Here is a 25,129-nt window from a genome sequence, read left to right as displayed (position 1 = left end):
CAAAAAAGCGGCTTGGAAATTACAAGCCGCTTTTTTATTTCTTAAAATATACTTTAAAAGTTGTGCCTACATTTGGCTTACTTTCCACTTCTATCTTTCCTCCCATGGTTTCAATTTGATTTTTAGTAATATACAAGCCCACACCTCTTGAATCTTCATGACCATGAAATGTTTTATACAAACCAAAAATAGAACCTCCATAACGCTCCATATCAATTCCTACACCATTATCTGAAACATGTAAAATTAAATAATCATCAACATCTGACACATCAAAAGAAATTTTAATCTCTTTCTTCTCATCTGAATACTTAATTGCATTAGTAACCAAATTCAACAAAATACTTTCTAAGTAAGCAGGAATACAATTGACACGAATATTAACATCCACACGATTATCAATAGTTATGTTCTTATGAGAAATATCTTCATTTAAAATATATAACATCCTTGTAACATAGTCCGACAATTGCAACGATTCAAATTCTTTGTTAGTTTGCGTATGCACCTTTACTAAATCATTCAAATTTTCAATGGTTTCATTCAACTCTTTTGACACAATATCAATATTTGACAATGTTTCTTCATGTGTAAAACTATTGTCGTGATATAATTCTAAAAGTGATTTAATATTTCCTGCGTGAGTACGCAAATTATGAGAAACAATGTGTGCAAAATTCAGCAATTTATTGTTTTGAGAATTGACAATTTCAAGCATTTTTAGCAGTTCTTGCTCTTTTTCTTTTTGCGCCGAAATATCTGTATGAGTTCCTGCAATCCGTAATGGTTTACCGTTTTCATCGCGTTCAATTACTTTTCCTCTGTCTAAAATCCATTTATAACTTCCATTACACATCACCCGGTGACATGTTTCATAAAAAGGAATTTTATTTTCAAAATGCAAATTGATGTTTCCATAATACTCTTCTCTATCATCTGGATGCACTTTTTCATCCCATTCTTCTGGCGAAGCAACTAAATCAGATTCTGTTAAACCAAGAATTTTCATAGATTCAGAAGAATAATACACTTTATTAGTCACCATATCCCAATCCCAAACACCTCTATCTGAGGCTTGAACTGCAAAATGATACCGTTCATCTGCAACTCTTAATTGAATTTCTTGCTCTTTAATTGTGGTAATATCTGACAACAACCCATAAAAAATGGTTTCATCATTTTCAGATGCTTTTGGAGTGGCCTCAATACGTAACCACTTATAACTGCTATCTGGCAAAAGAAAACGAAAATCTACTTCCCATTTTGTTTTGGTTTCAATAGCTTCATTAAAAGTTTTTTTGAAAATTACTAAATCACTTTCATAAATTCGATATTTAGCAAATTTGTATGAATCTTCTAAAATTTCTTCAATAGAAAATTGATACAAAAACTCAACAGGTTTACTAATAAAGTCAAGATGAACTTCTCTATTAGCCGTAACTCTTATTTGAAAAATTATATTTGGAAGTTGCTTTATTAAACTTTCGTATAATTTATTTAAATCTTCAGGTTTCTTTGATGTAAAAATCATGTATAGGGATTTTTTTTAAACACATTTACCAGAAAATAAATTAGGGGTATGCAAAATTACTGAAAACCAATTGTTTATTTTGTTAAAAACTAAACAAATGTTAACTTATTTTCTAGGATGAAAGTTATGCAAAACTTGTGCCAAATATTTTCTATCTAAATGCATATAAACCTCCGTAGTCGTAATAGATTCGTGACCTAACATTAATTGAATCGAACGCAAATCGGCTCCATTCTCTAATAAATGAGTCGCAAAAGAATGGCGAAAAGTATGCGGGCTTATTGTTTTTTTTAAGTTTATTCTCACAGAAAGATCTTTGATTATAGTAAAAATCATTGCGCGAGTTAGTTGACGGCCTCTCCGATTTAAAAACAAAGTATCTTCAAATCCTTTTTGAATTGGATAATGTACCCTGATTTGATTCACATATAAAGTTACAAATTTAATTGTGGTTTTGCCAACAGGGACAAACCTTTGTTTATTACCTTTTCCTGTAATCTTTATAAATCCTTCCTCAAAAAACAAATCTGAAATTTTAAGCGAAACCAATTCTGATACACGCAAACCACAGCTGTATAATGTTTCTAGCATAGCTCTATTGCGTTCGCCTTCAGGTGTTGATAAATCTATTGCTCCGATTAACAAATCTATCTCATCTGTTGAAAGCGTATCGGGAAGTTTTCTACCTGTTTTTGGAACTTCAATCAATTCTAAAGGTGTATTGTTTCGATAATCTTCAAAAATTAAATAATTAAAGAAACTTTTCAGTCCCGAAATTAAACGCGATTGACTCCTAGGATTAACCTGAGATGCCATTTCATAAATAAATTGTTGAACAACTTCTTCAGAGATGTCAATTGGTGAAACTTTAATTTCTTTTTGAGCCAAAAAAAGCACTAGCTTCTCAATATCAAAAGTATAATTATCGATGGTGTTTTTTGAAAGACCACGCTCTAATTTTAAATAATTTTGATATTCTTTAATATACGATTGCCATGTACTCATATTTCAAATATAAACAATTTAGTGCAATAAAAAAATCCCGCCGAAGCGGGATTAATATATAAGAAATAGAGTAATTACAATTTAAATACTCCACCAACATTTATTGAACTGTAAGCATTTTTTAAAGTAAAATCACTTTCTTTAGGAACCTCTGTAAGACCAGTAATTCCTTGCATATCAATTAAAATGCTAAATTTTTCATTTACCTCAATTTTATATCCAATTCCATAAGCTAAACCTAATTGAAATGAATTAGCTTCATCTTTTATATCTCCAAAATTATTTTCCGCTGACATCAACATACTAAAACTTGGACCAAAATTCAAATTCCATTTTCTTGTAGAGCCAAAATGCCAATTTGCATTTACTGGAAGTGTCAAGTAATTTAATTTTTCTTCATAACCACCCGTTCCTTTAGCTCCCATTTTTTGATAATGTAATCCTGAACGCAAACTCCATCTATCATTAAAAAAATAATCAGCACCAACTCCAAAAGTAACTCCTGAAATTGTATTTGAATCAAAATCCTCTTCTCCATAATAGTTTGCACTTGAATAACCAATTTGAGGAATTAACTCAATTGCACCTTTTTCTCTGTTTTGAGCCTCAGCAAATCCAAAAGCTAATAAAGCAATAGCGGATAATAAAATTTTTTTCATGTTTTTGTTTTTAAATTTTGCCAAATGTAAGAAAAGTAAATCAAACTTATAATATAATCGACAAAATGAATAAAAAATAGATGAAACAAAAAAATCCCGCCGAAGCGGGATTTTTAACTTATTTGATTTACAAATTAGAATTTGTAGTTTACTCCGAAACTAACTGTTCTCCAATCTCCACCAAAATTAAATCCAGTTGTACCTTTAGCTCCTGAAGCGTCAGATTTTTCAGATGAAAAACCTAATACAGCTACACCTGCTTCGATAGAAAAGTTTGAAGAAACGAAATAGTTTAATCCAGCACCTAAACCTGCATCAAATCCATTTACTTTAGAATCAGCTAATTTATTTTCCATTGAAGAATAATCTAAACCTAAATTAGCAAATAAAGAAAATTGGTTTGCTGGAGTAAAATAGTAACGTCCAAACGCTCCTACAGTTAAACCTGCCATATCTTCAGTATCAACACCTGAAGACTCTTCTTTCATTGATGAATAACCAATTTTTCCACCAATTGCAATGTTTTCAGTTAAGAAATATCCTACTTTAGGAGCAATTTCGAATCCGTTAGTTTTTACATCACTGTCTTTGTCATTAGTACTTCCAAAAGTAAAAGCACCAGTTACAAATACATCACCTTTTGAGAATCCACCGTTTCCTTTTGATTCTTCTTGTGCGTTAGCAAAACCGAAAGCCAATAATGCTACAGCAGAAAATAAAACTTTTTTCATGTTTAGTTTAAATTTAAAGTTAATGAGGCAAATTTATATGTTTTTTTTATATAAACGAACAAAAAATATAGGGTTATTAACATTTTTTTCAACCATAATCATCTTCTTATTTGACTATCAAATAGTTACACAAACCGAGTGTTTTCAATATTTTAACAAAAAATGATTCTGAAAGTTATTAACAATTTAAAACGTTGTAGTTAATAAACGTGTTTCTCTAAAATATCTAATTGTAGTTAAAATTCGACAAAAGAGCATTTTATGTCCAATATTTTAACTTATTTTACGTTGTACTTAAAAAAAGTAAAATTATGAGAAAAACATTTTTATTCGCAGTACTTTTTATTCTAGGAATAAGTACTTCACAAGCGCAAAGTTTAAAATTTGGAGTTAAGGGCGGTGTCAATTTTGCCAATTACACTGGTGGAAATGTGGATGGTATGGATTTCAATAACATCACTAGCTATCATGCAGGTGTAGTTGCAGAAATTAATATTTTTCAAAATTTTTCTATCCAACCTGAGCTTTTATATTCAACCCAGGGTTCAGAATTGGACTATTTAGGCGATCAAATTAAAAACGAATTAGGTTACTTGTCTTTGCCTGTTTTAGTAAAATTTTATTTAACCGAAAACAAATTAAGTTTAGAATTAGGCCCACAAGCATCTGTATTAGTGAGTGAAAGAAACGAAGTTGATGCAGGAGATAGCAACACCTTTGATTTTGCAGTTGCTGGCGGTTTAAGCTACAAAATAACAAATGGTTTATTTATTTCAGGAAGATATGCCGCTGGTTTGACCGAACCTAAAAAAGATGCTGATGTAAAAAATTCAGTGATACAATTTTCGGTTGGATATATGTTTTAGAAAAATAAGCTAAACTTTTATTAAAACCATTCCTTAAAACGAATGGTTTTTTTATTTTTACAAAAACAAATACCATGAAAATACTTATTATTAATGGGCCAAACCTCAACTTATTAGGAAAACGCGAACCAGAAGTCTATGGTAGTGAAACCTTTGAAGCATATTTTGAAAAACTAATAACACAATTTCCTTCTATCGAATTAAGTTACTATCAAAGTAATATCGAAGGCGAAATGATTTCCAAAATTCAGGAAGTAGGATTTAGCTACGATGGAATCATCTTAAATGCTGGAGCTTATACTCATACATCAATAGGTATTGCAGATGCTATCAAAGCCATAACTACACCTGTTATTGAAGTTCATATCTCCAACACCTTTTCGAGAGAATCTTTTCGTCATCAGTCATATATATCACCAAATGCAAAAGGTGTAATTATTGGATTTGGTTTAAAAAGTTATGAATTAGCCATCCAAGCATTCATATAATACAACCTTTTTATTTTTTTTCTCGTCTTTAAAAATAAACCCTTATGAATAAAATTGTACTTGCCTTCTCTATTTTTTTTTCAGTTCTATCCTTTTCACAAATAAAAGGAACAGTAAAAGATGTTAATGGAAATCCATTGCCTTATGTAAACATTTATATTGAAAACACCTATATAAATACAACTACAAACGAATTAGGCAATTATGAATTAAATTATTTTGAGAAAAAAAATGTACCCCTTATTTTTCAATATTTGGGCTACAAAACAGAAAAACATGTTTTAAACATTACACAATATCCATATCAATTTGACAATGTATTAGAGGAAGAAAAATTTCAATTAAACGAGGTTGTCATTGACCAAAGTATAAATCCAGCAGACGAAATAATTAGAAAATCCATCGCATCTAGAAAGAAAAATGCAGCAAGAACTGATAAATTTGAAGCCGATTTTTATTCTAGAGGAATCTTTAGAGCTAAAGATATTCCTAAAAAATTTATGGGAATGGAAATTGGCGATTTTGAAGGAAACCTAGACTCAACAAGAAGCGGAATCATTTATCAATCCGAAACAGTTTCTAAAATCAAATTTGAAAAACCAGATAATTTAAAAGAGGAAATTATCGCTTCAAAAATAGCTGGAAATGATAATGGTTTTAGTTATAACACAGCTTTAAACACAAATTATGATTTTTATGAAAACTATGTTGATTTAGGTATCAATATGGTATCTCCAATTGCAAATAATGCTTTTAATTATTACAAATTCAAATTAGAGAGTTCCTTTCTTGACGACAAAAATCAATTAATCAACAAAATTAAAGTTACTCCAAAACGTGATAAAGAGCCTGTTTTTGAAGGTTATATTTATATCGTTGAAGATTCGTGGGCAATCTATGGAATCGATTTAGACATCAAAGGATATCGCATGCAACAACCCATTTTAGAAAACATGAAATTGACTCAAAATTTCAGCTACAATGAATCTACTAAAATTTGGGCAAAAAACATACAGTCTTTAGAATTTAGTGCAGGTATATTTGGAATGAAATTTACTGGAAAATTCACACACGTTTTTAGTAATTACATATTTAAAGATGCGTTTGAAAAGAAAACATTTGGAAAAGAAATTGTCACATTTGCAGATAATGCTAACAAAAAAGAAGAAAGTTTTTGGAATGAGTTTAGACCTGTTCCATTAACCACAGAAGAAGCAACAAATTACGTTAAAAAAGATAGTATTCAAACTGTTAGAAAATCAGAAATTTATTTGGATTCAATTGATGCAAAAGGAAATAAATTTAAAATTCACAAACTTATTACAGGATATACTTACAAGAAAACCTTTAAAAAATGGAGTTTTAATTACCAAGGAATGACCAACTTGAGTTCTTTAAGTTTTAATACTGTTCAAGGTTGGAATTTAGACAGTGGTTTTTCATTTAGAAAATGGGATGAAGAAACTGGAAAATACACCTATATCAGTTCTACTTTCAACTATGGTTTTGCAGAAGATAGAGTAAGAGTTAACGGAAGATACTATCATCGTTTCAATAATAAAAACAATGCATACATAGCTATTGCAGGTGGAAGCAGTATTAATCAATTCAATTCAAATGAACCTATTAGTAATATAGTCAACTCGGTTAGCACTCTTTTCTTTAAAAACAACTTTATGAAACTATACAATAAAGAGTTTGCAGAAATTAGTTATGGACGTGAAGTTACTAATGGTATTTATGTTTCCGGAAAAATGTTATATGAAAATCGTCATGCTTTATTCAACAACACAGATTATACGTTTATTAAAAATGATGATGCCTATTTTTCAAATGATCCGTTGCAACCATTTAATTATACCTCAACTCCATTTGAAAAACATCACATAATGAAAGCTAGTATTGGAACTCGTATTCGATTTGGACAAAAATATATTTCTCGCCCTGACGGAAAAATTAATATTCAAAATGATGATTATCCGATTTTAAGTTTCAATTATGAAAAAGCATTTGGCGCAACTAATAATGATTATCATTACGACTTAATTAGTGCTTCTGTTGATTATAATAAAACTATTGGTAACAAAGGAGATTTTGGATTACGCTTTAAAGCTGGAAAATTCTTTAATGCAGAAAACATCTCTTTCATCGATTACAAGCATTTTAATGGCAATCAAACTCACGTAAATTTGCTAAATAATTCACTAAATTCATTTAATTTATTACCTTATTATAGTCATTCTACAAATGATGCTTATTTTGAAACACATATTGAGCATAATTTCAAAGGATATATTATGAATAAAATTCCGCTATTAAACAAACTACAATGGAATTTAATTGGCGGATTTCATCAAATAAATATTCCAGACAGAAAACCATATCAAGAAGTTACAGTAGGTTTTGATAATATTGGATGGGGCAAATTGCGCTTTTTACGAATTGATTATGTTCGAAGCTATCAAAACGGTTTTCAAGGTGATGGAATTATGTTTGGTGTAAAATTTTAATAAAAAAAACACTTCCAGATGGAAGTGTTTTTTTTATCTATTATTTAAAATACTAGCTTCTGTTCAATGCAACCATTTTAATGGCAGCTATAGCAGCTTCAACACCTTTATTACCGTGTTTACCTCCACTTCTATCGATTGATTGCTGTATGTTATTATCAGTCAGTAAACAAAAAATAGTTGGAATGTCATATATTACATTCATGTCTTTTATTCCTTGTGTAACGCCTTCACAAACAAACTCAAAATGCATTGTTTCTCCTTTGACCACACAACCAATAACAATTACGCAATCTAAATCTAATTTTTCATGCATTTGTTTTGCACCAAAAATTAATTCAAAACTTCCTGGCACATTCCATCTTATTATATTTTCTGGCAAAGCACCACAATCTGTTAATGTAGCAAAAGCTCCATTGAACAAGCCTTCTGTAACTTGTTCATTCCATTCTGAAACAACAATCCCAAACCGAAAATCTTTCGCGTTTGGGATTGTGTTTTTATCGTAATTGGATAAATTTTTATTTTCTGTTGCCATTCTTATTCAGTCATCGCAATAAATGCTTCAATATTCATTCCTTCTTTAGAAGTTTCATATTTTTCTTTAATCTCAACAAATAATTTATTTGCTTCCGCTTTTTTACCAGAAAGCACTAGTAATTGAGCCGCTTTAAATAAAAATCTCGGAGTAGTGAAATCATTTTCGTTTGCCTCAGCTGCTTTTTTATAATATGAAATTGCATCATCAACTTTATTTGTTTCAGATAAAGCATCTCCAATTCCACCAAGCGCTAAAGGTTTTAAAATAGCATCGTCAGATTTGAAATTTTCTAAATAAGTAATTGCATTTTTGTAGTCACCTAAATTCAAGTAAGACATACCTGCATAATAGTTAGCTAAATTTCCAGCTTCAGTACCTGCATACTCTTCAGCAATTCCAATAAAACCTAATTTTCCTTCACCACCTTTAAGTGCCAAGTTATATAATGAATCTGGTTTTGCAGTAGCATCAACAGCTTGTTGAAAATATTGTTGCGATTGAAAAATTTGATTTGTTGCTTTTTCTTCTTTAACTTCAACAACATATTTGTTATATAAAACATATCCTAAAGTTGCGATAGCAATAGCACCAACTACACCTAAAATTAATTTTTGGTTTTTAGCTACCCAGTCTTCTGTTCTAGAAGCTGTTTTGTCTAATGTATCGAATACCTCAGCTGTAGTACTATCACTTACATCTACTACTTCTTCAAACTCATTTTCAACTTTAACTTCTTCTGGTTTTGGAGCTTTGTATCCTCTTTTGTTATATGTTGCCATTTATATTAAATTTAATGAGGTGCAAAAATATAATTTTTATTAAAATTAAAAACCATTTTTGTAGATATTTTTAACAAATTCGATATACTTTTGCAAAAAGTCCTATTTTTAGCCATAAATTAAAGTGTCATTAAAGTGTTTTTAAAGCAATTATCTCTTCTTAACTACAAAAATTTAGCTCAAATTGAATTTGATTTTGATGCTAAAATCAATTGTTTTGTTGGAAAAAATGGCGTTGGAAAAACAAATATTTTAGATGCTATTTATCATTTGGCCTATGGAAAAAGTTATTTTAATCCATTAGCCATTCAAAACATTAAACATGGTGAGGAATTTTTTGTAATTGATGCCTTATTAGACAAAAACAACAAAGAAGAAAAAATTGTTTGTAGTTTAAAAAAGGGTCAAAAAAAGACCATCAAGCGAAACGGCAAAGTGTATGAAAAACTTTCTGAACATTTAGGCTTAATTCCTTTAGTAATCATTTCTCCATCTGATGTTGATTTAATAGTTGAAGGAAGCGAAACCCGAAGAAAATTTATTGATAGTGTTATTGCTACTTTAGACAATTCATACCTACAATTATTAATTCAATATCAAAAAACACTTGCTCAACGCAATGCGCTATTGAAATATTTTGCCTTGAATCAAATTTTTGATGCAGACAATTTATCTATTTATAACGAACAATTGAGTAATGCTGGACAATTAATCTTTGAAAAAAGAAAACAATTTCTTGCAGCGTTTATTCCCATTTTTGAAAAACACCATACCAATATTTCTGGCGGAAATGAAAAAGTAGCTTTGAAATATGAAAGTCAATTGTTTGAAAAAGACTTACCAACACTATTAGAAGAATCGTTGCAAAAAGACCGAATTATTCAATACACAAGCGTTGGCATTCACAAAGATGATTTGGTTTTTGAAATTGAAGGTTTTCCAATTAAAAAATTTGGATCGCAAGGTCAACAAAAATCATTTTTAATTGCTTTGAAATTAGCCCAATTTGAGTTCATGAAAAAACAAAGTGGCGAACTACCAATTCTTCTTTTTGATGATATTTTTGATAAATTGGACGAAACGCGTGTTCAAAAGATTGTTACCATGGTAAACGACGCTGTTTTTGGGCAGATTTTCATCTCTGACACACATGCAGAACGAACAGAACTTATCATTAAAGAAACACATCAATCGTATAAAATATTTCCAATTTAAAATTCATAATAGTACATTTGAAAAAAAATTATTCTCATGAATATTCAAAACAATTTTTCTCTAAAAAATTATAATACTTTTGGTATTGAAGCCAAAGCAAATCAATTTGTTTCTGTAAGTTCAATAGAAGAATTAAAAGATGTGTTGACACAAAGTGATGACATTTTTATTTTGGGCGGAGGAAGCAATATGTTGTTAACCCAGAACATAGAAAAATTAGTAGTTCATGTTAATTTAAAAGGAAGAGAAATTGTTGAACAAAACGATGATTTTGCCATTGTAAAAGCTCAAGCTGGAGAAAATTGGCATGAATTTGTACTTTGGTGTATAGCTCAAAATTTAGGTGGAATTGAAAATTTATCTTTGATTCCAGGAAATGTAGGCACTACTCCTATTCAAAACATAGGCGCTTATGGTGTGGAAATTAAAGACACGATGTTTTCATGCGAAGCTTTAAACCTAAAAACATTAGAAATAGAAACTTTCACAAATGCACAATGCAAATTTGAATACCGTGAAAGTGTGTTTAAAAATGAATTAAAAAATCAATATATCATTACGTCGGTTTCTTTCAAATTAACCAAAAGAAATCATAAAGTTTCTACTACTTATGGTGCAATAGAAACTGAATTACAGCATCAAAACATTAAAAACCCTACATTAAAAGATGTGAGTAATGCCGTAATTGCTATTCGTCAAAGCAAATTACCAGACCCTAGAGAACTTGGAAATAGCGGTAGTTTTTTTAAAAACCCTATTATTTCTAAAGAAGCTTATGAAAAAGCAAAAACACATCATCCCGAAATACCACATTATGTTGTTTCAGAATCTGAAGTAAAAGTCCCTGCGGGTTGGTTAATTGAACAAGCTGGTTTTAAAGGAAAACGCTTTGGCGATGCTGGTGTTCATAAAAATCAAGCTTTAGTTTTAGTAAATTATGGTACTGCAACTGGAGCTGAAATAGTGGCGCTTTCAAAAAGAATCCAACAAGCCATTTTAGAAAAATTTGGAATTGCTATTGAAGCTGAAGTAAACATTATTTAATTATTAAAAATTATTTTAATTAATTACCTTTGCACGATATTAAAATCGACACAATTTTTAGTTATATGCTGTTAATATTATTATTTGTTTTCATAGGAATTACACTGATTCAATTAGTGTATTACGTGTTTATTTTTGGGCGATTTTCTTTTGCAAAAAAACAAACTATACAACCTAAAAAACTTCCCATTTCAATTATCGTTTGTGCTAAAAACGAAGAAGAAAACATCAAAAAACATTTTCCTTTATTAGTTTCTCAAAACTATCCAGATTATGAAATTGTTTTAATTGACGATGCTTCTAGCGATGAAACATTAGAACTTTTTGAAATGTACGAGAAACAATATACAAACGTAAAACTAGTAAAAGTTCAAAATAACGAAGCATTTTGGGGCAACAAAAAATTTGCATTAACATTAGGAATAAAAGCTGCTAAAAACGAATATTTAGTTTTTACAGATGCTGATTGTTATCCAGCTTCTAATGACTGGCTATTACATATTTCGAGTCAATTTTCTAAAGAGAAAACCATAATTTTAGGATATGGAGCTTATGAAAAAATTAAGAACTCTTTCTTAAACAAAATTATTCGATTTGAAACATTACTAACCGCTACACAATATTTTTCTTGGGCAAAAATAGGAAACCCATACATGGGTGTTGGTAGAAATTTAGCTTATAAAAAAGAAGAGTTTTTCAATGTTCGTGGTTTTATGGATCATATGAAAATTCGTTCAGGAGATGATGATTTATTTATTAATCAAGCTGCTACGAATAAAAACACTGAGATATTATTTACTCCTGAAAGCTTTACACTTTCAGAGCCTAAAACCACTTTTAAATCTTGGTTTTATCAAAAAAGAAGGCATGCAACCACAGCTAAACATTATAAAGGATTTGATAAATTCCAACTAGGATTATTCTTTTTTTCTCAATTTTGGTTTTTCATTACAGCAATTGTTTTACTTGCTTTTCAATTTCAATGGATGATAGTTTTAGGAATACTATTGTTCAGATATTTATTTACTTGGATATCGCTTGGATATGCAGCTGCTAAACTAAAAGAAAAAGATGTAATGTATTGGTATCCAATCATCGAATTAATTCTTACTTTTACACAACTAAATGTATTTTTTAGAAATTTAATTTCAAAACCTGTCCATTGGAAGTAAATTCAGTACTTATTCAAAAAAACATCGAAAAAGCAAAAAAGGGAGACCAAGTTGCTTTCACATTTCTATTAGATTTTTTTTGGAATGAAGTATACGGATTTATGCTAAAACGCACTGAAAACGAAACAGATACAGACGATATCGTAATCGAAACCTTTGCAAAAGCATTTGACAAAATTGCAACTTATAATCCCGAATATGGTTTTAACACTTGGCTAATTGCCATTGCCAAAAACGTCCATATCGACATGCTTCGCAAAAAGAAATCTTCGCTTTTTGTAGACATTACTGACGAAGAAGACCAACAAGCTTATCGTGTAGCAGACGAATCTGCATCTGCAGAAGACGAACTAATTATTGAGCAAAACTTAGCTCAATTACTTCAATATATAAAAAAGCTAAAACCCGCTTACCAAGAAGTAATTCAAATGCGCTACTTTCAAGAAATGACGTATCAAGAAATGGCCGACCAACTCGAAGAACCACTTAACAATATCAAAATCAAGCTTTTACGAGCTAAAAAATTACTATCCGAAATTATTCAAGAAAAAAATTAATTTTTTTTTAACTTTTGGCACAATATTTTATATATAATTTATGTTATATGTTAAAATAGTGTAATTATTTAGCTTATGAAACATATATACTTAACAATTTAAAAATAACAATTATGAAAAATGTAAGTATCTATGAGAAGAAATGGATTGATTTGGTTTTTGAAGGTAAAAACAAAGAATACGGTGCATATCAATTGCGTCAAGAAAATCCTAGAACAACACTAATGGCTTTATTTAGTGGATTAGCATTTATAAGCACAATTGTAGCTGTTTTTGTAATTCAAGGAAAATTCAGCACACCAGATATTATCCCAAGCACGCCAACTATTGATGACCCAATAGTCATAACTTCAATTGACCTTGAGCCAGATGTAGTGTTGCCTGAAGTAAAGCCTCAACAAGAAGTTGCTGCTCAACAAGATGTAACACCAACTAATCTAACTAATATGGTTGTTGCTCCTACTGAAGCATCTGTAAATGTACCAACAAATAGCCAAGCTACATATACTCCTGCAACAACTGGCGAAGGAAACGGAACAGGTATTATTCCTAGCAATGGAGGATCAACTGGCGTTGTAATCAATCCACCTGTTGACCCAGGACCAATGATTTCAGCACTTTTAGACAAACAACCAACTTTTCCTGGTGGAATTGACAAATTTTACGAATATGTTGGAAACAAATTTGAAAAACCAGAAACAGAATTTTCAAAACCGGTACGCATTATGGTTTCATTTATAATTGAAAAAAATGGAACATTAACAGATATTAAAGTTGTACAAAATCCCGGATATGGCTTAGACAAAGAAGCAATTCGTGTTTTAAAATCGTTAAAAACAAAATGGACACCTGGAATTAAAAATGGAAATCCGGTAAGAACTGCTTACACACTGCCTATTGTAATTCAACCTGAATAATTAAAAGCTACTTCGGTAGCTTTTTTTTATTTGCATTAAAATGTAAAACAAATCACAAAACTTTATTAATGTTATTATTTTTTCTAAATTCATACTTCTAAATTCTAAATTTGATGTCGTATCTTTGCTTTTCAAAATTTAGATTATGAATACTGTTTTAGAATCAGTTTTACCACCAACTCCAAAACCTAAATGGTTAAGAGTAAAATTGCCTACTGGTAAAAAATACACTGAACTTAGAGGATTGGTAGACAAATATAAATTGAACACAATTTGTACTTCAGGTAGTTGTCCAAACATGGGCGAATGCTGGGGAGAAGGAACTGCTACCTTTATGATTTTAGGAAATATTTGCACACGCTCATGTGGCTTTTGTGGTGTAAAAACTGGTCGCCCTGAAACTGTAGATTGGGATGAGCCTGAAAAAGTAGCTCGTTCAATAAAACTAATGAACATTAAACATGCTGTAATTACGAGTGTTGACAGAGACGACTTGAAAGACATGGGTTCGATTATTTGGGCAGAAACAGTAAAAGCAATTCGAAGAATGAATCCAAACACAACTTTGGAAACTCTTATACCTGACTTTCAAGGAAATACTAGAAATTTAGATAGAATTATTGAAGCAAATCCAGAAGTGGTTTCTCATAACATGGAAACTGTAAAAAGATTAACTCGTGAGGTTCGCATTCAAGCAAAATACGAGAAAAGCTTAGAAGTACTTCGCTATTTAAAAGAGCAAGGTATCAAAAGAACAAAATCGGGAATTATGCTTGGATTAGGTGAAACAGAAGAAGAGGTAATTCAAGTTTTACATGATTTAGCAGCTGCAAAAGTTGATATTGTTACTATTGGCCAATATTTACAACCAAGTAAAAAACATTTACCTGTTAAAGAATTTATCACTCCAGAACAATTTGCAAAATATGAAAAAATAGGCAAAGAGTTAGGTTTTAGACATGTAGAAAGTGGTGCTTTGGTTCGTTCATCTTATCATGCAGAGAAACATATTCATTAATTTCAGTGATTAGTGACAAGTAATTAGCAAATTGAATTCCAAATAAAAATCTGAAACAAATAAAACTTGAAACCTGAAACAAAAATAAAAATTGCCATTAATGGTTTTGGAAGAATTGGACGTAACTTGTTTCGATTGCTTTTAAATCATCCTACAATTGAAGTAGTTGCCATAAATGATATTGCAGACAATAAAACAATGGCACATTTGATTAAATATGATAGCATTCATGGTGTTTTAAATCAAGAAGTTTCGTTTTCAGATGATTCAATTTTAATTAATAAAAAAGCGTATTTATTTTTTCATGAAAAAGAAATTAAAAATTTAGATTGGAAATCATTAAACGTAGATATTGTAATTGAATCTACTGGGAAATTCAAGTCGTTTGAAGAAATTAATCAGCACATCTTAGCTGGAGCAAAAAAAGTGATTCTTTCTGCTCCATCAGAAGTTGACGAAATTAAAACAGTTGTTCTAGGTGTCAATGAGCATATTTTAGATGGAAATGAAACAATAATCTCAAATGCAAGTTGCACTACTAATAATGCAGCACCAATGATTAAAATCATTCAAGAATTGTGCGAAATTGAACAAGCATATATTACTACTGTTCACTCCTACACCACCGACCAAAGTTTACACGATCAACCTCATAAAGATTTGCGAAGAGCAAGAGGCGCTTCACAATCTATAGTTCCCACAACAACGGGTGCAGCAAAAGCACTAACAAAAATTTTCCCTGAATTAGAAGGTAAAATTGGAGGTTGTGGCATTCGTGTTCCAGTTCCTGATGGCTCACTAACAGATATTACTTTTAATGTAAAACGACAAGTTTCAATAGAAGAAATAAATCAAGCATTCAAAAAAGCAGCCGAAACAAATCTAAAAGGAATTCTAGATTACACAGAAGATCCTATAGTTTCTGTTGATATTATTGGCAATCAAAATTCATGTTTATTTGATGCTCAGCTTACATCAGTAATTGATAAAATGGTGAAAATTGTTGGATGGTATGATAATGAAATTGGTTATTCATCTAGACTAATAAACTTGGTATCCTATATTTCAAAAAAATAAAGTTTTTTTTTAGCTGTAAAAAACTTAAATTGCAGGGTTAAAAAATAATCTCTAACCAATTGATTAAGCAATTTATCACATATTTACTATTGGCAACCTCTATAGGTTACTCCCAAGTGTATAATGATGCTGCAAAAATTAGTGATAGTACAGATTACTACTTAGAGATTGGATTATTCAATAAAGAAGACAAAAAATCTTACAATAAAGCGATTTTATTTACCGAAAAAGCAATTGAATATGCTAAAAAAAACAGTCTAAACAATAAACTTGCAGATTGTTATTTGCAACTCGGTAATATTTATTATGATCTAGAAAAAAATGATTTAGCTATTGATTATTTCATAAGAGCAGTAAATCTTTTTAACAAAAAAGAACCTAAAACAAATTTAGCGCTATCTTATTATGGCCTTGGAAAATGCTACTTGAAAAAAGATAATATTCAGGTAGCTGAAATTTATTTTGAAAAAGCAGCTTCTTTATATGAAGAATTAAATTTTTTAGAAGCAATTGAGTTAATCAATCTTCAAAAAGGGATCATTAAAAAAGAGAAAAAAAATTACATTGCTGCAACAGAAACGCTAAAATCTGTAATTGAAAATCTAACAGACGACACTTTTTTAACCACAAAAACAGAAGCTTACATTCAATTAGGAGAAATTGAGCTTATTCAAAAAAGATATTCAGCTGCTATAAATTATTTTAATTTAGCCAACACCACAAATAGTTCAAACAAAACTGATTTTGAACTAACTAAGAGAATATTAAAACAGTTGAGTATTGCATACGAAAAAACAAACAATACCAATCAATCTTTATTATACTTAAAAAAATACACTCATTTAACAGATTCAATTAGTAGTCATCTTTACAGTTATGAATCCGAAAATATGATTAATAAAATTCAATTTGATGAGCAACTCAGAACAATTGAACAACTTGACAAAGACAAAAAAAGCCAACAAAAAACATTGCGCTTCTCAAAATTAATAAGTATCCTAAGTATTGCACTTATATCTATTTTGTCGTTATTGAGTTTATCGCTTTACAAAAACAATAAAATAAGAACAAGTACAAACAAATTATTAAAAGACAAAAACAAAGAACTTACCATTGAAAAAGAAAGAGCCGAATTAGCTTCAAAAGCTAGAGCCGATTTCCTATCAACTGTAAGTCATGAATTGAGAACTCCTTTGAATGCCATTAATGGTATTACTTATTTATTGCTCCAAGAAAAACCAAAAGCGAGTCAATTAAATTATCTAAAATCATTAGAGTTTTCTGGTAATTACTTGCTAAATTTTATCAACGATATTTTAGAGATAAATCGATTAGAATCTGACAAAGTTATTGTTGAAAAAATCAATTTCAACCTAAAAGAGTTAATCGAGAATATCACTATTTCATTCAAAGAATTCATACATGAAAACAACATAAAATGTCATTTAAAAATTGACGAATCTATTACCACAAACTTAAAAGGAGACCCAACAAAACTTTCTCAAATTGTCATTAATTTATTAAACAACGCCATTAAATTTAGTAAAAATGGTGACGTGTGGTTTACAATTAAAAAGCAACATGAAGATTCAAATGTGATTAAATTATATTTTGAAATTAAAGATAATGGTATAGGAATTCCTTTAGACAAACAAGACGCTATATTTGACAGTTTTAGTCAAGGATCAGTTGAAATCAATCGCACCTATGGAGGCACAGGACTTGGACTTTCAATTGTTAAAAAAATTCTTGAACTGATGGGAAGTACTATTCATTTAAAAAGCGAAAGTGGAAAAGGAAGTACTTTTTCATTTGAACTAGAATTTGAAAAAGGAGTAAAAAGCGAAATAAAACCTGAAGTAAAACCAACGATTAAAAATTTAACTGAGAAAATTGTTCTTTTAGTTGAAGACAATAAAATCAATCAAATGATTACGCAAAAAATGCTAGAGAAAAAAGGCATTTCGTGTATCATTATTGACAACGGAGAAGAAGCAATTGAAAACGCTAAAACAAATCATTACGATCTTATTTTAATGGATGTACACTTACCTGGAATCAATGGAACGGAAGCTACAACAGAAATAAGAAAATTTAATACTACAACTCCAATTGTAGCGCTAACTGCAATTTCTTTAAATGAAAATAAAGAAATGCTCTTGTCCTTTGGCATGAATGAAGTAATTACAAAACCATTTGAACCAGAGCATTTTTATAATGTAGTAATAGACTATTTAACTAATACTGAACTATCAAATTCTTAATCAAGTTTCTTACATGTGGTTCTGCTTTCTTAGCAGCTTCTAAAACCTCATCATGGTTTACTTCATCAATATTTTCCTCATCCCCCATATCTGTAATTACTGAAATACCAAAGCATTCCATATTCATATGACGAGCAACTATAACTTCTGGAACTGTTGACATTCCTACACAATCTGCTCCTAAAGCCTTTACCATTTTATATTCGGCAAGGGTTTCAAATGTTGGTCCTTGTAAGCCTAAATAAATTCCTTTTTTCAAATCGATATTCAATTCTTTGGCTAATTCAAATGCTTTTGCATTCATGGCTTTTGAATACGGTTCGCTCATGTTGACGAATCTTGGTCCAAAACGCTCATCATTATGACCTCTTAATGGATGCTCAGGCATCATGTTGATGTGATCTGTAATTACTGCAACATCACCTACTTTATACGAAGGATTTACACCACCCGAAGCATTAGAAACAATTAGTTTTTCAACTCCTAAATATTTCATTACACGAACAGGAAACGTTACCTGTTTCATGTCGTAACCTTCATAAAAATGAAAACGTCCTTGCATCGCCACTACTTTTTTCCCTTGAATGGTTCCAAAAACCAATGCACCTTTATGTCCTTGAACTGTAGAAACAGGAAAATTAGGAATTTCTGTATATGTCAATATATGCTCAATTGTAATATCTTCAGTAAATCCTCCTAATCCTGAACCTAAAATCACCCCATATTCTGGTGAAAAATTGGTTTTATTCTTAATATAATTAACGGTTTCTTGTACTTTGTCCCACATAATCTTTTATCGTTTTATCAATGTTCATACTATTTAAAAATACTGATTTTATTGGCAAATAGAACAATTGCTCTTGAGGCAATAATCCGTTTAAGCGAACAAAATCTTTCTCTGTTGTAATTATTTTTCTACCATTTGCTTTTGCCAAAATTTGCTCACAATCTTGCTTTGAAAAATGATGATGATCTGGGAATACCAATGTTACATCATTCTCATTTTTTAAAAAATCAAAAAACAATTTAGGTTTTGCAATTCCAGCAACCAATACTTTACTTTCTGATTGAACTTCCGAAACTAACATTTGACTATGAGCTCCAAAAACAAAATCATCATATTGTATAGAAGAAAAATAGACAGGCTGTTTGCTATTTAATTTTTTTCTAATTTCCAACTGCGCAAGTTCGGATAAATCATTTGGACATTTGGTGACAATTATCATATCAGCTCGTTTTTTTCCAGAAGATGGTTCACGTAAATTTCCAAAAGGTAAAATATAGTCATCACTAAACAAATCATCATAAGCTGTCAGCAAAATATAAAACCCTGCTTTTACTTTTCTGTGCTGATAAGCGTCGTCTAATAGAACAACATCCGGTTTGTTTGAAAGTTGTAATAAATTCTCTATTCCATTTTTACGATTAGCATCAACAGCAACTTGAATGTTTGAAAATTTAGAATAAAACTGATAAGGTTCATCTCCTATTAAACTAGCAGTTGCGTTTTTGTCTGCTAAAATAAATCCTTCTGAAGTTCGCTTGTAACCACGACTCAAAACAGCTACTTTATAATTTTCTGAAAGTAATCGGATTAAATATTCAATTTGTGGTGTTTTTCCAGTTCCACCTACACTTAAATTTCCAACAGCTATAATTGGAATATCAAAAGAATGACTTTTGAAAATGCCTTTATCGTAAAGCCAATTTCGGATATATGTAATAAGCCAATACAAAATGGCTAACGGGAAAAGTATTTTTCGTAACAAAATCATACTACGAAAGTATAATATTTTATCTTTATAATAAAGTTTATGTGATTTATCATTTCATTTGTAAGCTGTATTTCGTTATTTTGTGTAATCAAATTTAAAAAAGATGAAACTTTCCAATATACTTTCTGTTCTTGAAGAAATGGCGCCGCTGGGCTATGCCGAAGATTTTGACAATGTTGGACTCTTAGTTGGAAATCCAAATCAAGAAATCAATGGAATTTTAGTTTGCCATGATGCTTTGGAATCAGTTATTGATGAAGCTGTAACTAAAAAATGTAATTTGGTCGTTTGCTTCCACCCTATTTTATTTTCGGGAATTAAGAAAATTACGGGGAAAAATTATGTGGAACGCTCAATTTTAAAAGCGATTAAAAATGATATTGCCATTTATGCTGTTCATACCGCATTAGACAATCATCAAAATGGTGTAAATAAAATTTTCTGTGACGCTTTAGGATTGAAACACTCAAAAGTCTTAATTCCAAAAGAAAATTACATTCAGAAATTAGTTACTTATACCATTCCTGAAAATGTTGAAAAATTGCGAAACGCTTTATTCGATGCTGGAGCAGGAAAAATTGGCAATTATGAAGATTGCAGTTTTAATTCGCAAGGATTTGGAACCTATATGGGAAATGAAAATTCTAATCCTGAATTTGGTGAACGATTTGAATTTGTTGAAACACAAGAAATAAAAATCGAAGTTACATTTGAAAAACATTTACAAAATAAAATTTTGAGTGCTTTGTTCAAAAATCATGTTTATGAAGAAGTCGCTTATGAGATTTACAATATAGAAAATAAACACCAAAATATTGGTTTAGGAAGAATTGGTGAATTCGAAAATCTACTTTCTGAAACCGAATTTTTACAATTGGTAAAAGAGAAATTACAATGTGAAGGCATTAGGCATTCAATTTTTATAGGAAAATCAATAAAAAAAGTAGCCGTTTTAGGTGGTAGCGGCAGTTTTGCAATTAAAAACGCAATCAACTCAGGAGCAGACGCTTACCTAACAGCAGACTTAAAATATCATCAATTTTATGAAGCTGAAAATCAGTTACTTTTAGCCGATATTGGCCACTTTGAAAGCGAAAAATTTACAAAAAATTATATTGTTGATTTTCTTAAAGAAAAAATCACTAATTTTGCAATCATTTTATCAGAAGAAAATACAAATCCAGTTAAGTACTTTTAAATATGGCAACAATCAAAGAGATAAGCGTAGAAGATAAGTTAAGAGCCCTTTATGCTTTACAACTAGTTGATTCTAAAATTGACGAAATAAGAAATGTTAGAGGAGAATTGCCTCTTGAAGTAGAAGATTTAGAAGATGAAGTAGCAGGACTTTCTACTCGTTTAGACAAGTTAAAAAGCGATTTAGAAACTATTGATGATCAAATCAAAGAAAAGAAAAACGCAATTGACGAGCACAAAGCTGCCATTAAAAAATATTTAGAACAACAAAAAAATGTTCGCAATAATAGAGAATTCAACTCTTTAACTAAAGAAGTGGAATTTCAGGAATTAGAAATTCAATTGGCTGAAAAACACATTAAAGAAATGAAAGCTTCTATTGAGCACAGAAAAGAAGTAATTGCTCAAACTAAAGAAAAATTAGAAGGAAAACAAACGCATTTAAAACATAAGAAAGCTGAATTAAGCGACATTATGGCTGAAACTGAAAAAGAAGAAAACTTCTTATTAGGTAAATCAGAAGAATTAAGAGGTCAAATTGAAGAGCGTTTAATTGCAGCATACGACAGAATTAGAAACAGTGTTAGAAATGGTTTAGCTGTTGTTTCTATTGAACGTGGTGCATCTGCAGGTTCTTTCTTTACAATTCCACCACAAACACAAATGGAAATTGCAGCTCGTAAAAAAATTATTACAGATGAGCACAGTGGAAGAATTTTAGTAGACGGTGTTTTAGCTGACGAAGAAAAAGAAAAAATGGAAAAATTATTTGCTACCATCTAATTGATTCCAAAATAATAAATGAAAGTCCTTTTTTTAAAAGGGCTTTTTTTGTTTCTAACCGCAAAGAAGAATAGTCATCATAACTATCAAATTACTATTCACTAATCACTTTTCACTTTTCACTAAAAAACCTATCTTTGCTTCATGGAAGAAAATGCAACCCGAATCAATAAATTTTTATCAGAAACTGGTTTTTGTTCTCGCAGAGAAGCCGATCGTTTGATTGAGCAAGGAAGAGTTACAATTAACGGAAAAATACCAGAAATGGGTACAAAAGTTACACCAAGTGACGAAGTACGCGTAAACGGAAAATTGATTCAGGAACGTAAAGAAAAACCTATTTATTTAGCCTTTAATAAACCCGCGGGTATTGAATGTACAACAAATTTGGACGTAAGAGATAACATTATAGATTTTATAAAATATCCAGAGCGTATTTTTCCTATAGGTCGATTAGACAAAGCCAGTGAAGGATTGATTTTTATGACGAATGATGGCGATATTGTAAACAAAATTCTTCGTGCGAGAAACAATCACGAAAAAGAATACATTGTAACGGTAAACAAACCAATTACGGATAGATTTATTGATAGAATGTCAAACGGAATTCCGATTTTGGAAACGATTACCAAAAAATGTAAAGTAGAACAAATTAGCAAATACGTTTTCCGAATTATATTAACGCAAGGCTTAAACCGTCAAATTCGCAGAATGTGCGAATATTTAGATTATGAAGTAACGGCTTTAAAACGTACCCGTATTATAAATATTTCCTTAGATGTACCAGAAGGCAAATACCGAAACTTAACCGATGCTGAAATTGCTGAATTGAACCAATTAATAGCGCCTTCTAGTAAAACTGAAGAAGCAAGCTTACCAAGCAATAAAGGTAAGTTTACTGGAAAGAGAAATTATGGGGAGAGGAATCGATAAATTATTATTTAGCATATTGAGTAAATGGACAAATACGAAGAAACATTTGAAACTTGGGACAAAGTAGCTTATCTATACCAAGAAAAATTTATGGATTTAGATTTGTACAACGAAACATATGATTTCATTTGTAATTCAATTCTGAAAGATAACGCCAAAATTTTAGACTTAGGCTGCGGACCAGGTAATATTACTAAATATCTTTTATCGAAACGTCCTGATTTTGATATTTTGGGAATTGATATTTCTCCTAATATGATTAAACTAGCTGAAAAAAATAATCCAACAGCTCGATTTAACGTTTTAGATATCAGAAATAGCAACCAGATTCAATCAAATTTTGACGGTATTATTTGTGGTTTTTGTTTGCCTTATTTATCTCAAAATGATTGCAAAAATTTAATTACAACCTGTTCTGATTTACTAAATGAAAATGGGCTTTTATACATAAGTTTCATTGAAGGCGATCCCAAGAAATCCGATTTTCAAACTTCTTCAACTGGTAACCGAACTTATTTTTATTTTCATGACCTAATTGAATTAAAAAATCAATTCTCTAAATCAGGATTTACTGAACAATTTACATTAAAAACTGAATACAAAAGATCAAAAGATAAGAAGGAATTGCATACAATATTAATTGTAAAAAAATAATCATCTCTTTATAGTAGTATTTCCATCACATAATCATCCATCACATAACCATTTCCAATATCAATAACTTCATCTTTTATTATAGTAAAACCTAACTTTTCATAAAAAAAGCGAGCTTTATTGTATTTATTTACGTTTAAAAAAACAGCTTTTTGTTGGTGTGCTGTTGCAATTTCAATAGCTTTATCTATTAATAATTTACCCAAGCCTTTGCCTTGCTCTGTGGGCAATATGTATATTTTATGGATTTTTAAGTTGCCAGTTCCGTAACAATTCAATTCATAGGATAAAAAACCAATCGCTTTTTCTGCATCTTTGAGAAGTAAAAAATATTGCCCATTTTGGATTTGAATTTCTAATGCATCGAGGCTATAAAACTGCTTTAACATATATTGCAGTTGTGTAGGTGAAAGAATTTCTCCATAAGCTTTGGGCCAAATTTCGTAAGCTAATTGTGCTACAATATGAAGTTGTTCTTTTTTGAGTGGTACTATTTTCATACTGCTAAAATAAAAACAAAAAGGGTCAACCTATAAAGATTGACCCTTTTTTTATTAATAAACTAAAATTATTTTTTAATTACTTTAATCTCAGTTTGTTTTCCATCTGCATCAACTTTAACAATATACATTGCTGCTGCTAATTCAGACATATCAACCTGTGCTTCTAATTGCTTAGGATTTAATTGTCGTACTAATCTTCCGCTTAAATCAAAAACATTGATTGATTGAATTTCTTTATTGTATTTAATTGTAAAGAAATCAACAACTGGATTTGGATAATAAGTTAAATTCGTTAAGTCGAAAGTATTTCCACTTAAAGTTGTAACATTAATACATGTACTTCTTAACATACATCCATTAGCACTTGTAACTTCAACTGCATAACTTCCAATTGCAGTCACTAAGTAAGATTGACCTACAGCACCACTGATTGGTGTAAATGATCCATCACAAAGAACCCATTGATAAGTTGCTCCAGTTTCAGTAGCTGTTAATGTGTCTCCTGATTGAGTTGTAGCATTATTTGGTAATGGGTTGATTGTTAAGTTTAATGTTTCTGTATGACATCCAACTACGTTAGTATAAGTTCCTGATGCAGTATAAGTAGCTCCATCAACTGCCCAAACATAACTATCACATGCTGATGCTGTTGTACTGTTTGATGTACTTGGCGTAATTGTTAAGTTTAATGTTTCTGTATGACATCCAACTACGTTAGTATAAGTTCCTGATGCAGTATAAGTAGCTCCATCAACCGCCCAAACATAACTATCACATGCTGACGCTGTTGTACTGTTTGATGTACTTGGCGTAATTGTTAAGTTTAATGTTTCTGTATGACATCCAACTACGTTAGTATAAGTTCCTGATGCAGTATAAGTAGCTCCATCAACCGCCCAAACATAACTAT

The 25,129-nt window shown here is 30.4% G+C and carries 25 protein-coding genes; 15 read left to right on the top strand and 10 right to left on the bottom strand.

The window, feature by feature from the left end; all coding sequences use genetic code 11:
* Window positions 1-34 precede the first annotated feature (34 nt).
* From G4L40_RS07845 to G4L40_RS07830, 4 genes are all read right to left on the bottom strand, one after another.
* Window positions 35-1,531, bottom strand: a complete 1,497-nt coding sequence (locus G4L40_RS07845; protein ID WP_166236654.1) for a sensor histidine kinase — start codon at window positions 1,529-1,531, stop codon at window positions 35-37.
* A 105-nt stretch (window positions 1,532-1,636) separates the two neighbouring features.
* The gene (locus G4L40_RS07840) at window positions 1,637-2,536 is read right to left on the bottom strand and encodes a site-specific tyrosine recombinase (RefSeq protein ID WP_166236653.1); all 900 of its coding nucleotides are present in this window, start codon (window positions 2,534-2,536) and stop codon (window positions 1,637-1,639) included.
* 74 nt (window positions 2,537-2,610) lie between these two features.
* The gene (locus G4L40_RS07835) at window positions 2,611-3,195 is read right to left on the bottom strand and encodes a porin family protein (protein ID WP_166236652.1); all 585 of its coding nucleotides are present in this window, start codon (window positions 3,193-3,195) and stop codon (window positions 2,611-2,613) included.
* 134 nt (window positions 3,196-3,329) lie between these two features.
* Entirely contained in the window at window positions 3,330-3,926 is a 597-nt protein-coding gene (locus G4L40_RS07830; protein WP_166236651.1) for an outer membrane beta-barrel protein, read from the bottom strand.
* 311 nt (window positions 3,927-4,237) lie between these two features.
* On the opposite strand from G4L40_RS07830, the gene G4L40_RS07825 reads away from it, so the two are divergent.
* The 3 genes from G4L40_RS07825 to G4L40_RS07815 all read left to right on the top strand — a co-directional run bounded on the left by G4L40_RS07825 (window position 4,238) and on the right by G4L40_RS07815 (window position 7,790).
* Window positions 4,238-4,792: a porin family protein gene (locus tag G4L40_RS07825; RefSeq protein WP_166236650.1), complete on the top strand. Its 555-nt coding sequence runs from the start codon at window positions 4,238-4,240 to the stop codon at window positions 4,790-4,792.
* 74 nt (window positions 4,793-4,866) lie between these two features.
* Entirely contained in the window at window positions 4,867-5,280 is a 414-nt protein-coding gene (aroQ, locus tag G4L40_RS07820) for a type II 3-dehydroquinate dehydratase (protein ID WP_166236649.1), read from the top strand.
* A gap of 44 nt (window positions 5,281-5,324) precedes the next feature.
* A complete protein-coding gene (locus G4L40_RS07815) occupies window positions 5,325-7,790 on the top strand; it encodes a DUF5686 and carboxypeptidase regulatory-like domain-containing protein (protein ID WP_166236648.1) in 2,466 nt (821 codons plus the stop codon).
* Window positions 7,791-7,842: 52 nt separating this feature from the next.
* Here G4L40_RS07815 and ribH read toward each other — a convergent pair whose 3' ends face one another.
* Window positions 7,843-8,328, bottom strand: a complete 486-nt coding sequence (gene ribH / locus G4L40_RS07810) for a 6,7-dimethyl-8-ribityllumazine synthase (RefSeq protein WP_166236647.1) — start codon at window positions 8,326-8,328, stop codon at window positions 7,843-7,845.
* Window positions 8,329-8,330: 2 nt separating this feature from the next.
* Entirely contained in the window at window positions 8,331-9,110 is a 780-nt protein-coding gene (locus G4L40_RS07805) for a tetratricopeptide repeat protein (RefSeq protein WP_166236646.1), read from the bottom strand.
* A 135-nt stretch (window positions 9,111-9,245) separates the two neighbouring features.
* On the opposite strand from G4L40_RS07805, the gene recF reads away from it, so the two are divergent.
* The 8 genes from recF to G4L40_RS07765 all read left to right on the top strand — a co-directional run bounded on the left by recF (window position 9,246) and on the right by G4L40_RS07765 (window position 18,374).
* Complete coding sequence (gene recF / locus G4L40_RS07800; protein ID WP_166236645.1) at window positions 9,246-10,325, top strand: DNA replication/repair protein RecF; 1,080 nt, start codon at window positions 9,246-9,248, stop codon at window positions 10,323-10,325.
* Window positions 10,326-10,361: 36 nt separating this feature from the next.
* Entirely contained in the window at window positions 10,362-11,369 is a 1,008-nt protein-coding gene (gene murB, locus G4L40_RS07795) for a UDP-N-acetylmuramate dehydrogenase (RefSeq protein ID WP_166236644.1), read from the top strand.
* Window positions 11,370-11,434: 65 nt separating this feature from the next.
* Window positions 11,435-12,541, top strand: coding sequence for a glycosyltransferase (locus tag G4L40_RS07790; RefSeq protein WP_166236643.1), 1,107 nt, complete (start codon window positions 11,435-11,437; stop codon window positions 12,539-12,541).
* Complete coding sequence (locus G4L40_RS07785; RefSeq protein WP_166236642.1) at window positions 12,532-13,098, top strand: RNA polymerase sigma factor; 567 nt, start codon at window positions 12,532-12,534, stop codon at window positions 13,096-13,098. The genes G4L40_RS07790 and G4L40_RS07785 overlap by 10 nt, the downstream gene beginning before the upstream one ends.
* Window positions 13,099-13,211: 113 nt before the next feature.
* Window positions 13,212-14,015, top strand: a complete 804-nt coding sequence (locus G4L40_RS07780) for an energy transducer TonB (protein ID WP_166236641.1) — start codon at window positions 13,212-13,214, stop codon at window positions 14,013-14,015.
* 145 nt (window positions 14,016-14,160) lie between these two features.
* The gene (lipA, locus tag G4L40_RS07775; RefSeq protein WP_166236640.1) at window positions 14,161-15,033 is read left to right on the top strand and encodes a lipoyl synthase; all 873 of its coding nucleotides are present in this window, start codon (window positions 14,161-14,163) and stop codon (window positions 15,031-15,033) included.
* 66 nt (window positions 15,034-15,099) lie between these two features.
* Window positions 15,100-16,110 (top strand): type I glyceraldehyde-3-phosphate dehydrogenase, encoded by a 1,011-nt coding sequence (gene gap, locus G4L40_RS07770; RefSeq protein ID WP_166236639.1) that lies wholly within the window; start codon window positions 15,100-15,102, stop codon window positions 16,108-16,110.
* Between the two features lie 89 nt (window positions 16,111-16,199).
* Entirely contained in the window at window positions 16,200-18,374 is a 2,175-nt protein-coding gene (locus G4L40_RS07765; protein WP_207785349.1) for a tetratricopeptide repeat-containing hybrid sensor histidine kinase/response regulator, read from the top strand.
* Here G4L40_RS07765 and G4L40_RS07760 read toward each other — a convergent pair.
* Window positions 18,349-19,161 (bottom strand): purine-nucleoside phosphorylase, encoded by an 813-nt coding sequence (locus G4L40_RS07760; protein ID WP_166236638.1) that lies wholly within the window; start codon window positions 19,159-19,161, stop codon window positions 18,349-18,351. The genes G4L40_RS07765 and G4L40_RS07760 overlap by 26 nt on opposite strands.
* Window positions 19,133-20,149 (bottom strand): tetraacyldisaccharide 4'-kinase, encoded by a 1,017-nt coding sequence (gene lpxK, locus G4L40_RS07755; RefSeq protein WP_166236637.1) that lies wholly within the window; start codon window positions 20,147-20,149, stop codon window positions 19,133-19,135. Before lpxK ends, G4L40_RS07760 begins: the two co-directional genes overlap by 29 nt.
* 103 nt (window positions 20,150-20,252) lie before the next feature.
* Here lpxK and G4L40_RS07750 point away from each other — a divergent pair, with 103 nt between their 5' ends.
* The 4 genes from G4L40_RS07750 to G4L40_RS07735 all read left to right on the top strand — a co-directional run bounded on the left by G4L40_RS07750 (window position 20,253) and on the right by G4L40_RS07735 (window position 23,716).
* The gene (locus tag G4L40_RS07750) at window positions 20,253-21,347 is read left to right on the top strand and encodes a Nif3-like dinuclear metal center hexameric protein (RefSeq protein WP_166236636.1); all 1,095 of its coding nucleotides are present in this window, start codon (window positions 20,253-20,255) and stop codon (window positions 21,345-21,347) included.
* A gap of 2 nt (window positions 21,348-21,349) precedes the next feature.
* Window positions 21,350-22,129, top strand: coding sequence for a zinc ribbon domain-containing protein (locus tag G4L40_RS07745; RefSeq protein WP_166236635.1), 780 nt, complete (start codon window positions 21,350-21,352; stop codon window positions 22,127-22,129).
* Window positions 22,130-22,273: 144 nt separating this feature from the next.
* Window positions 22,274-23,062, top strand: a complete 789-nt coding sequence (gene rluF / locus G4L40_RS07740) for a 23S rRNA pseudouridine(2604) synthase RluF (protein WP_166236634.1) — start codon at window positions 22,274-22,276, stop codon at window positions 23,060-23,062.
* Window positions 23,063-23,086: 24 nt separating this feature from the next.
* Entirely contained in the window at window positions 23,087-23,716 is a 630-nt protein-coding gene (locus G4L40_RS07735) for a class I SAM-dependent methyltransferase (RefSeq protein WP_166236633.1), read from the top strand.
* A gap of 8 nt (window positions 23,717-23,724) precedes the next feature.
* Here G4L40_RS07735 and G4L40_RS07730 read toward each other — a convergent pair whose 3' ends face one another.
* Window positions 23,725-24,216 carry a GNAT family N-acetyltransferase gene (locus G4L40_RS07730; RefSeq protein ID WP_166236632.1) on the bottom strand — a complete coding sequence of 164 codons (492 nt, stop codon included), beginning with the start codon at window positions 24,214-24,216 and terminating at the stop codon, window positions 23,725-23,727.
* A 68-nt stretch (window positions 24,217-24,284) separates the two neighbouring features.
* A partial coding sequence (locus tag G4L40_RS07725) for a T9SS type A sorting domain-containing protein (RefSeq protein WP_166236631.1) occupies window positions 24,285-25,129 on the bottom strand: 845 nt, incomplete at its 5' end.

Origin of the sequence: Flavobacterium celericrescens, assembly GCF_011392075.1 — a bacterium.
GTDB classification, from domain to species: Bacteria; Bacteroidota; Bacteroidia; order Flavobacteriales; family Flavobacteriaceae; genus Flavobacterium; species Flavobacterium celericrescens.
Note: the sequence above shows the minus strand (reverse complement) of the source record. Positions and strands in the feature narration are given on the sequence as shown.

Bases quoted from the DNA above. Each gene is read 5' to 3' on its own strand.
- G4L40_RS07845 (WP_166236654.1), bottom strand. From the start codon at position 1,531: ATGATTTTTACATCAAAGAAACCTGAAGATTTAAATAAATTATACGAA.
- G4L40_RS07840 (WP_166236653.1), bottom strand. From the start codon at position 2,536: ATGAGTACATGGCAATCGTATATTAAAGAATATCAAAATTATTTAAAA.
- G4L40_RS07835 (WP_166236652.1), bottom strand. From the start codon at position 3,195: ATGAAAAAAATTTTATTATCCGCTATTGCTTTATTAGCTTTTGGATTT.
- G4L40_RS07830 (WP_166236651.1), bottom strand. From the start codon at position 3,926: ATGAAAAAAGTTTTATTTTCTGCTGTAGCATTATTGGCTTTCGGTTTT.
- G4L40_RS07825 (WP_166236650.1), top strand. From the start codon at position 4,238: ATGAGAAAAACATTTTTATTCGCAGTACTTTTTATTCTAGGAATAAGT.
- aroQ (WP_166236649.1), top strand. From the start codon at position 4,867: ATGAAAATACTTATTATTAATGGGCCAAACCTCAACTTATTAGGAAAA.
- G4L40_RS07815 (WP_166236648.1), top strand. From the start codon at position 5,325: ATGAATAAAATTGTACTTGCCTTCTCTATTTTTTTTTCAGTTCTATCC.
- ribH (WP_166236647.1), bottom strand. From the start codon at position 8,328: ATGGCAACAGAAAATAAAAATTTATCCAATTACGATAAAAACACAATC.
- G4L40_RS07805 (WP_166236646.1), bottom strand. From the start codon at position 9,110: ATGGCAACATATAACAAAAGAGGATACAAAGCTCCAAAACCAGAAGAA.
- murB (WP_166236644.1), top strand. From the start codon at position 10,362: ATGAATATTCAAAACAATTTTTCTCTAAAAAATTATAATACTTTTGGT.
- G4L40_RS07790 (WP_166236643.1), top strand. From the start codon at position 11,435: ATGCTGTTAATATTATTATTTGTTTTCATAGGAATTACACTGATTCAA.
- G4L40_RS07780 (WP_166236641.1), top strand. From the start codon at position 13,212: ATGAAAAATGTAAGTATCTATGAGAAGAAATGGATTGATTTGGTTTTT.
- lipA (WP_166236640.1), top strand. From the start codon at position 14,161: ATGAATACTGTTTTAGAATCAGTTTTACCACCAACTCCAAAACCTAAA.
- G4L40_RS07760 (WP_166236638.1), bottom strand. From the start codon at position 19,161: ATGTGGGACAAAGTACAAGAAACCGTTAATTATATTAAGAATAAAACC.
- lpxK (WP_166236637.1), bottom strand. From the start codon at position 20,149: ATGATTTTGTTACGAAAAATACTTTTCCCGTTAGCCATTTTGTATTGG.
- G4L40_RS07750 (WP_166236636.1), top strand. From the start codon at position 20,253: ATGAAACTTTCCAATATACTTTCTGTTCTTGAAGAAATGGCGCCGCTG.
- G4L40_RS07745 (WP_166236635.1), top strand. From the start codon at position 21,350: ATGGCAACAATCAAAGAGATAAGCGTAGAAGATAAGTTAAGAGCCCTT.
- rluF (WP_166236634.1), top strand. From the start codon at position 22,274: ATGGAAGAAAATGCAACCCGAATCAATAAATTTTTATCAGAAACTGGT.
- G4L40_RS07735 (WP_166236633.1), top strand. From the start codon at position 23,087: ATGGACAAATACGAAGAAACATTTGAAACTTGGGACAAAGTAGCTTAT.
- G4L40_RS07730 (WP_166236632.1), bottom strand. From the start codon at position 24,216: ATGAAAATAGTACCACTCAAAAAAGAACAACTTCATATTGTAGCACAA.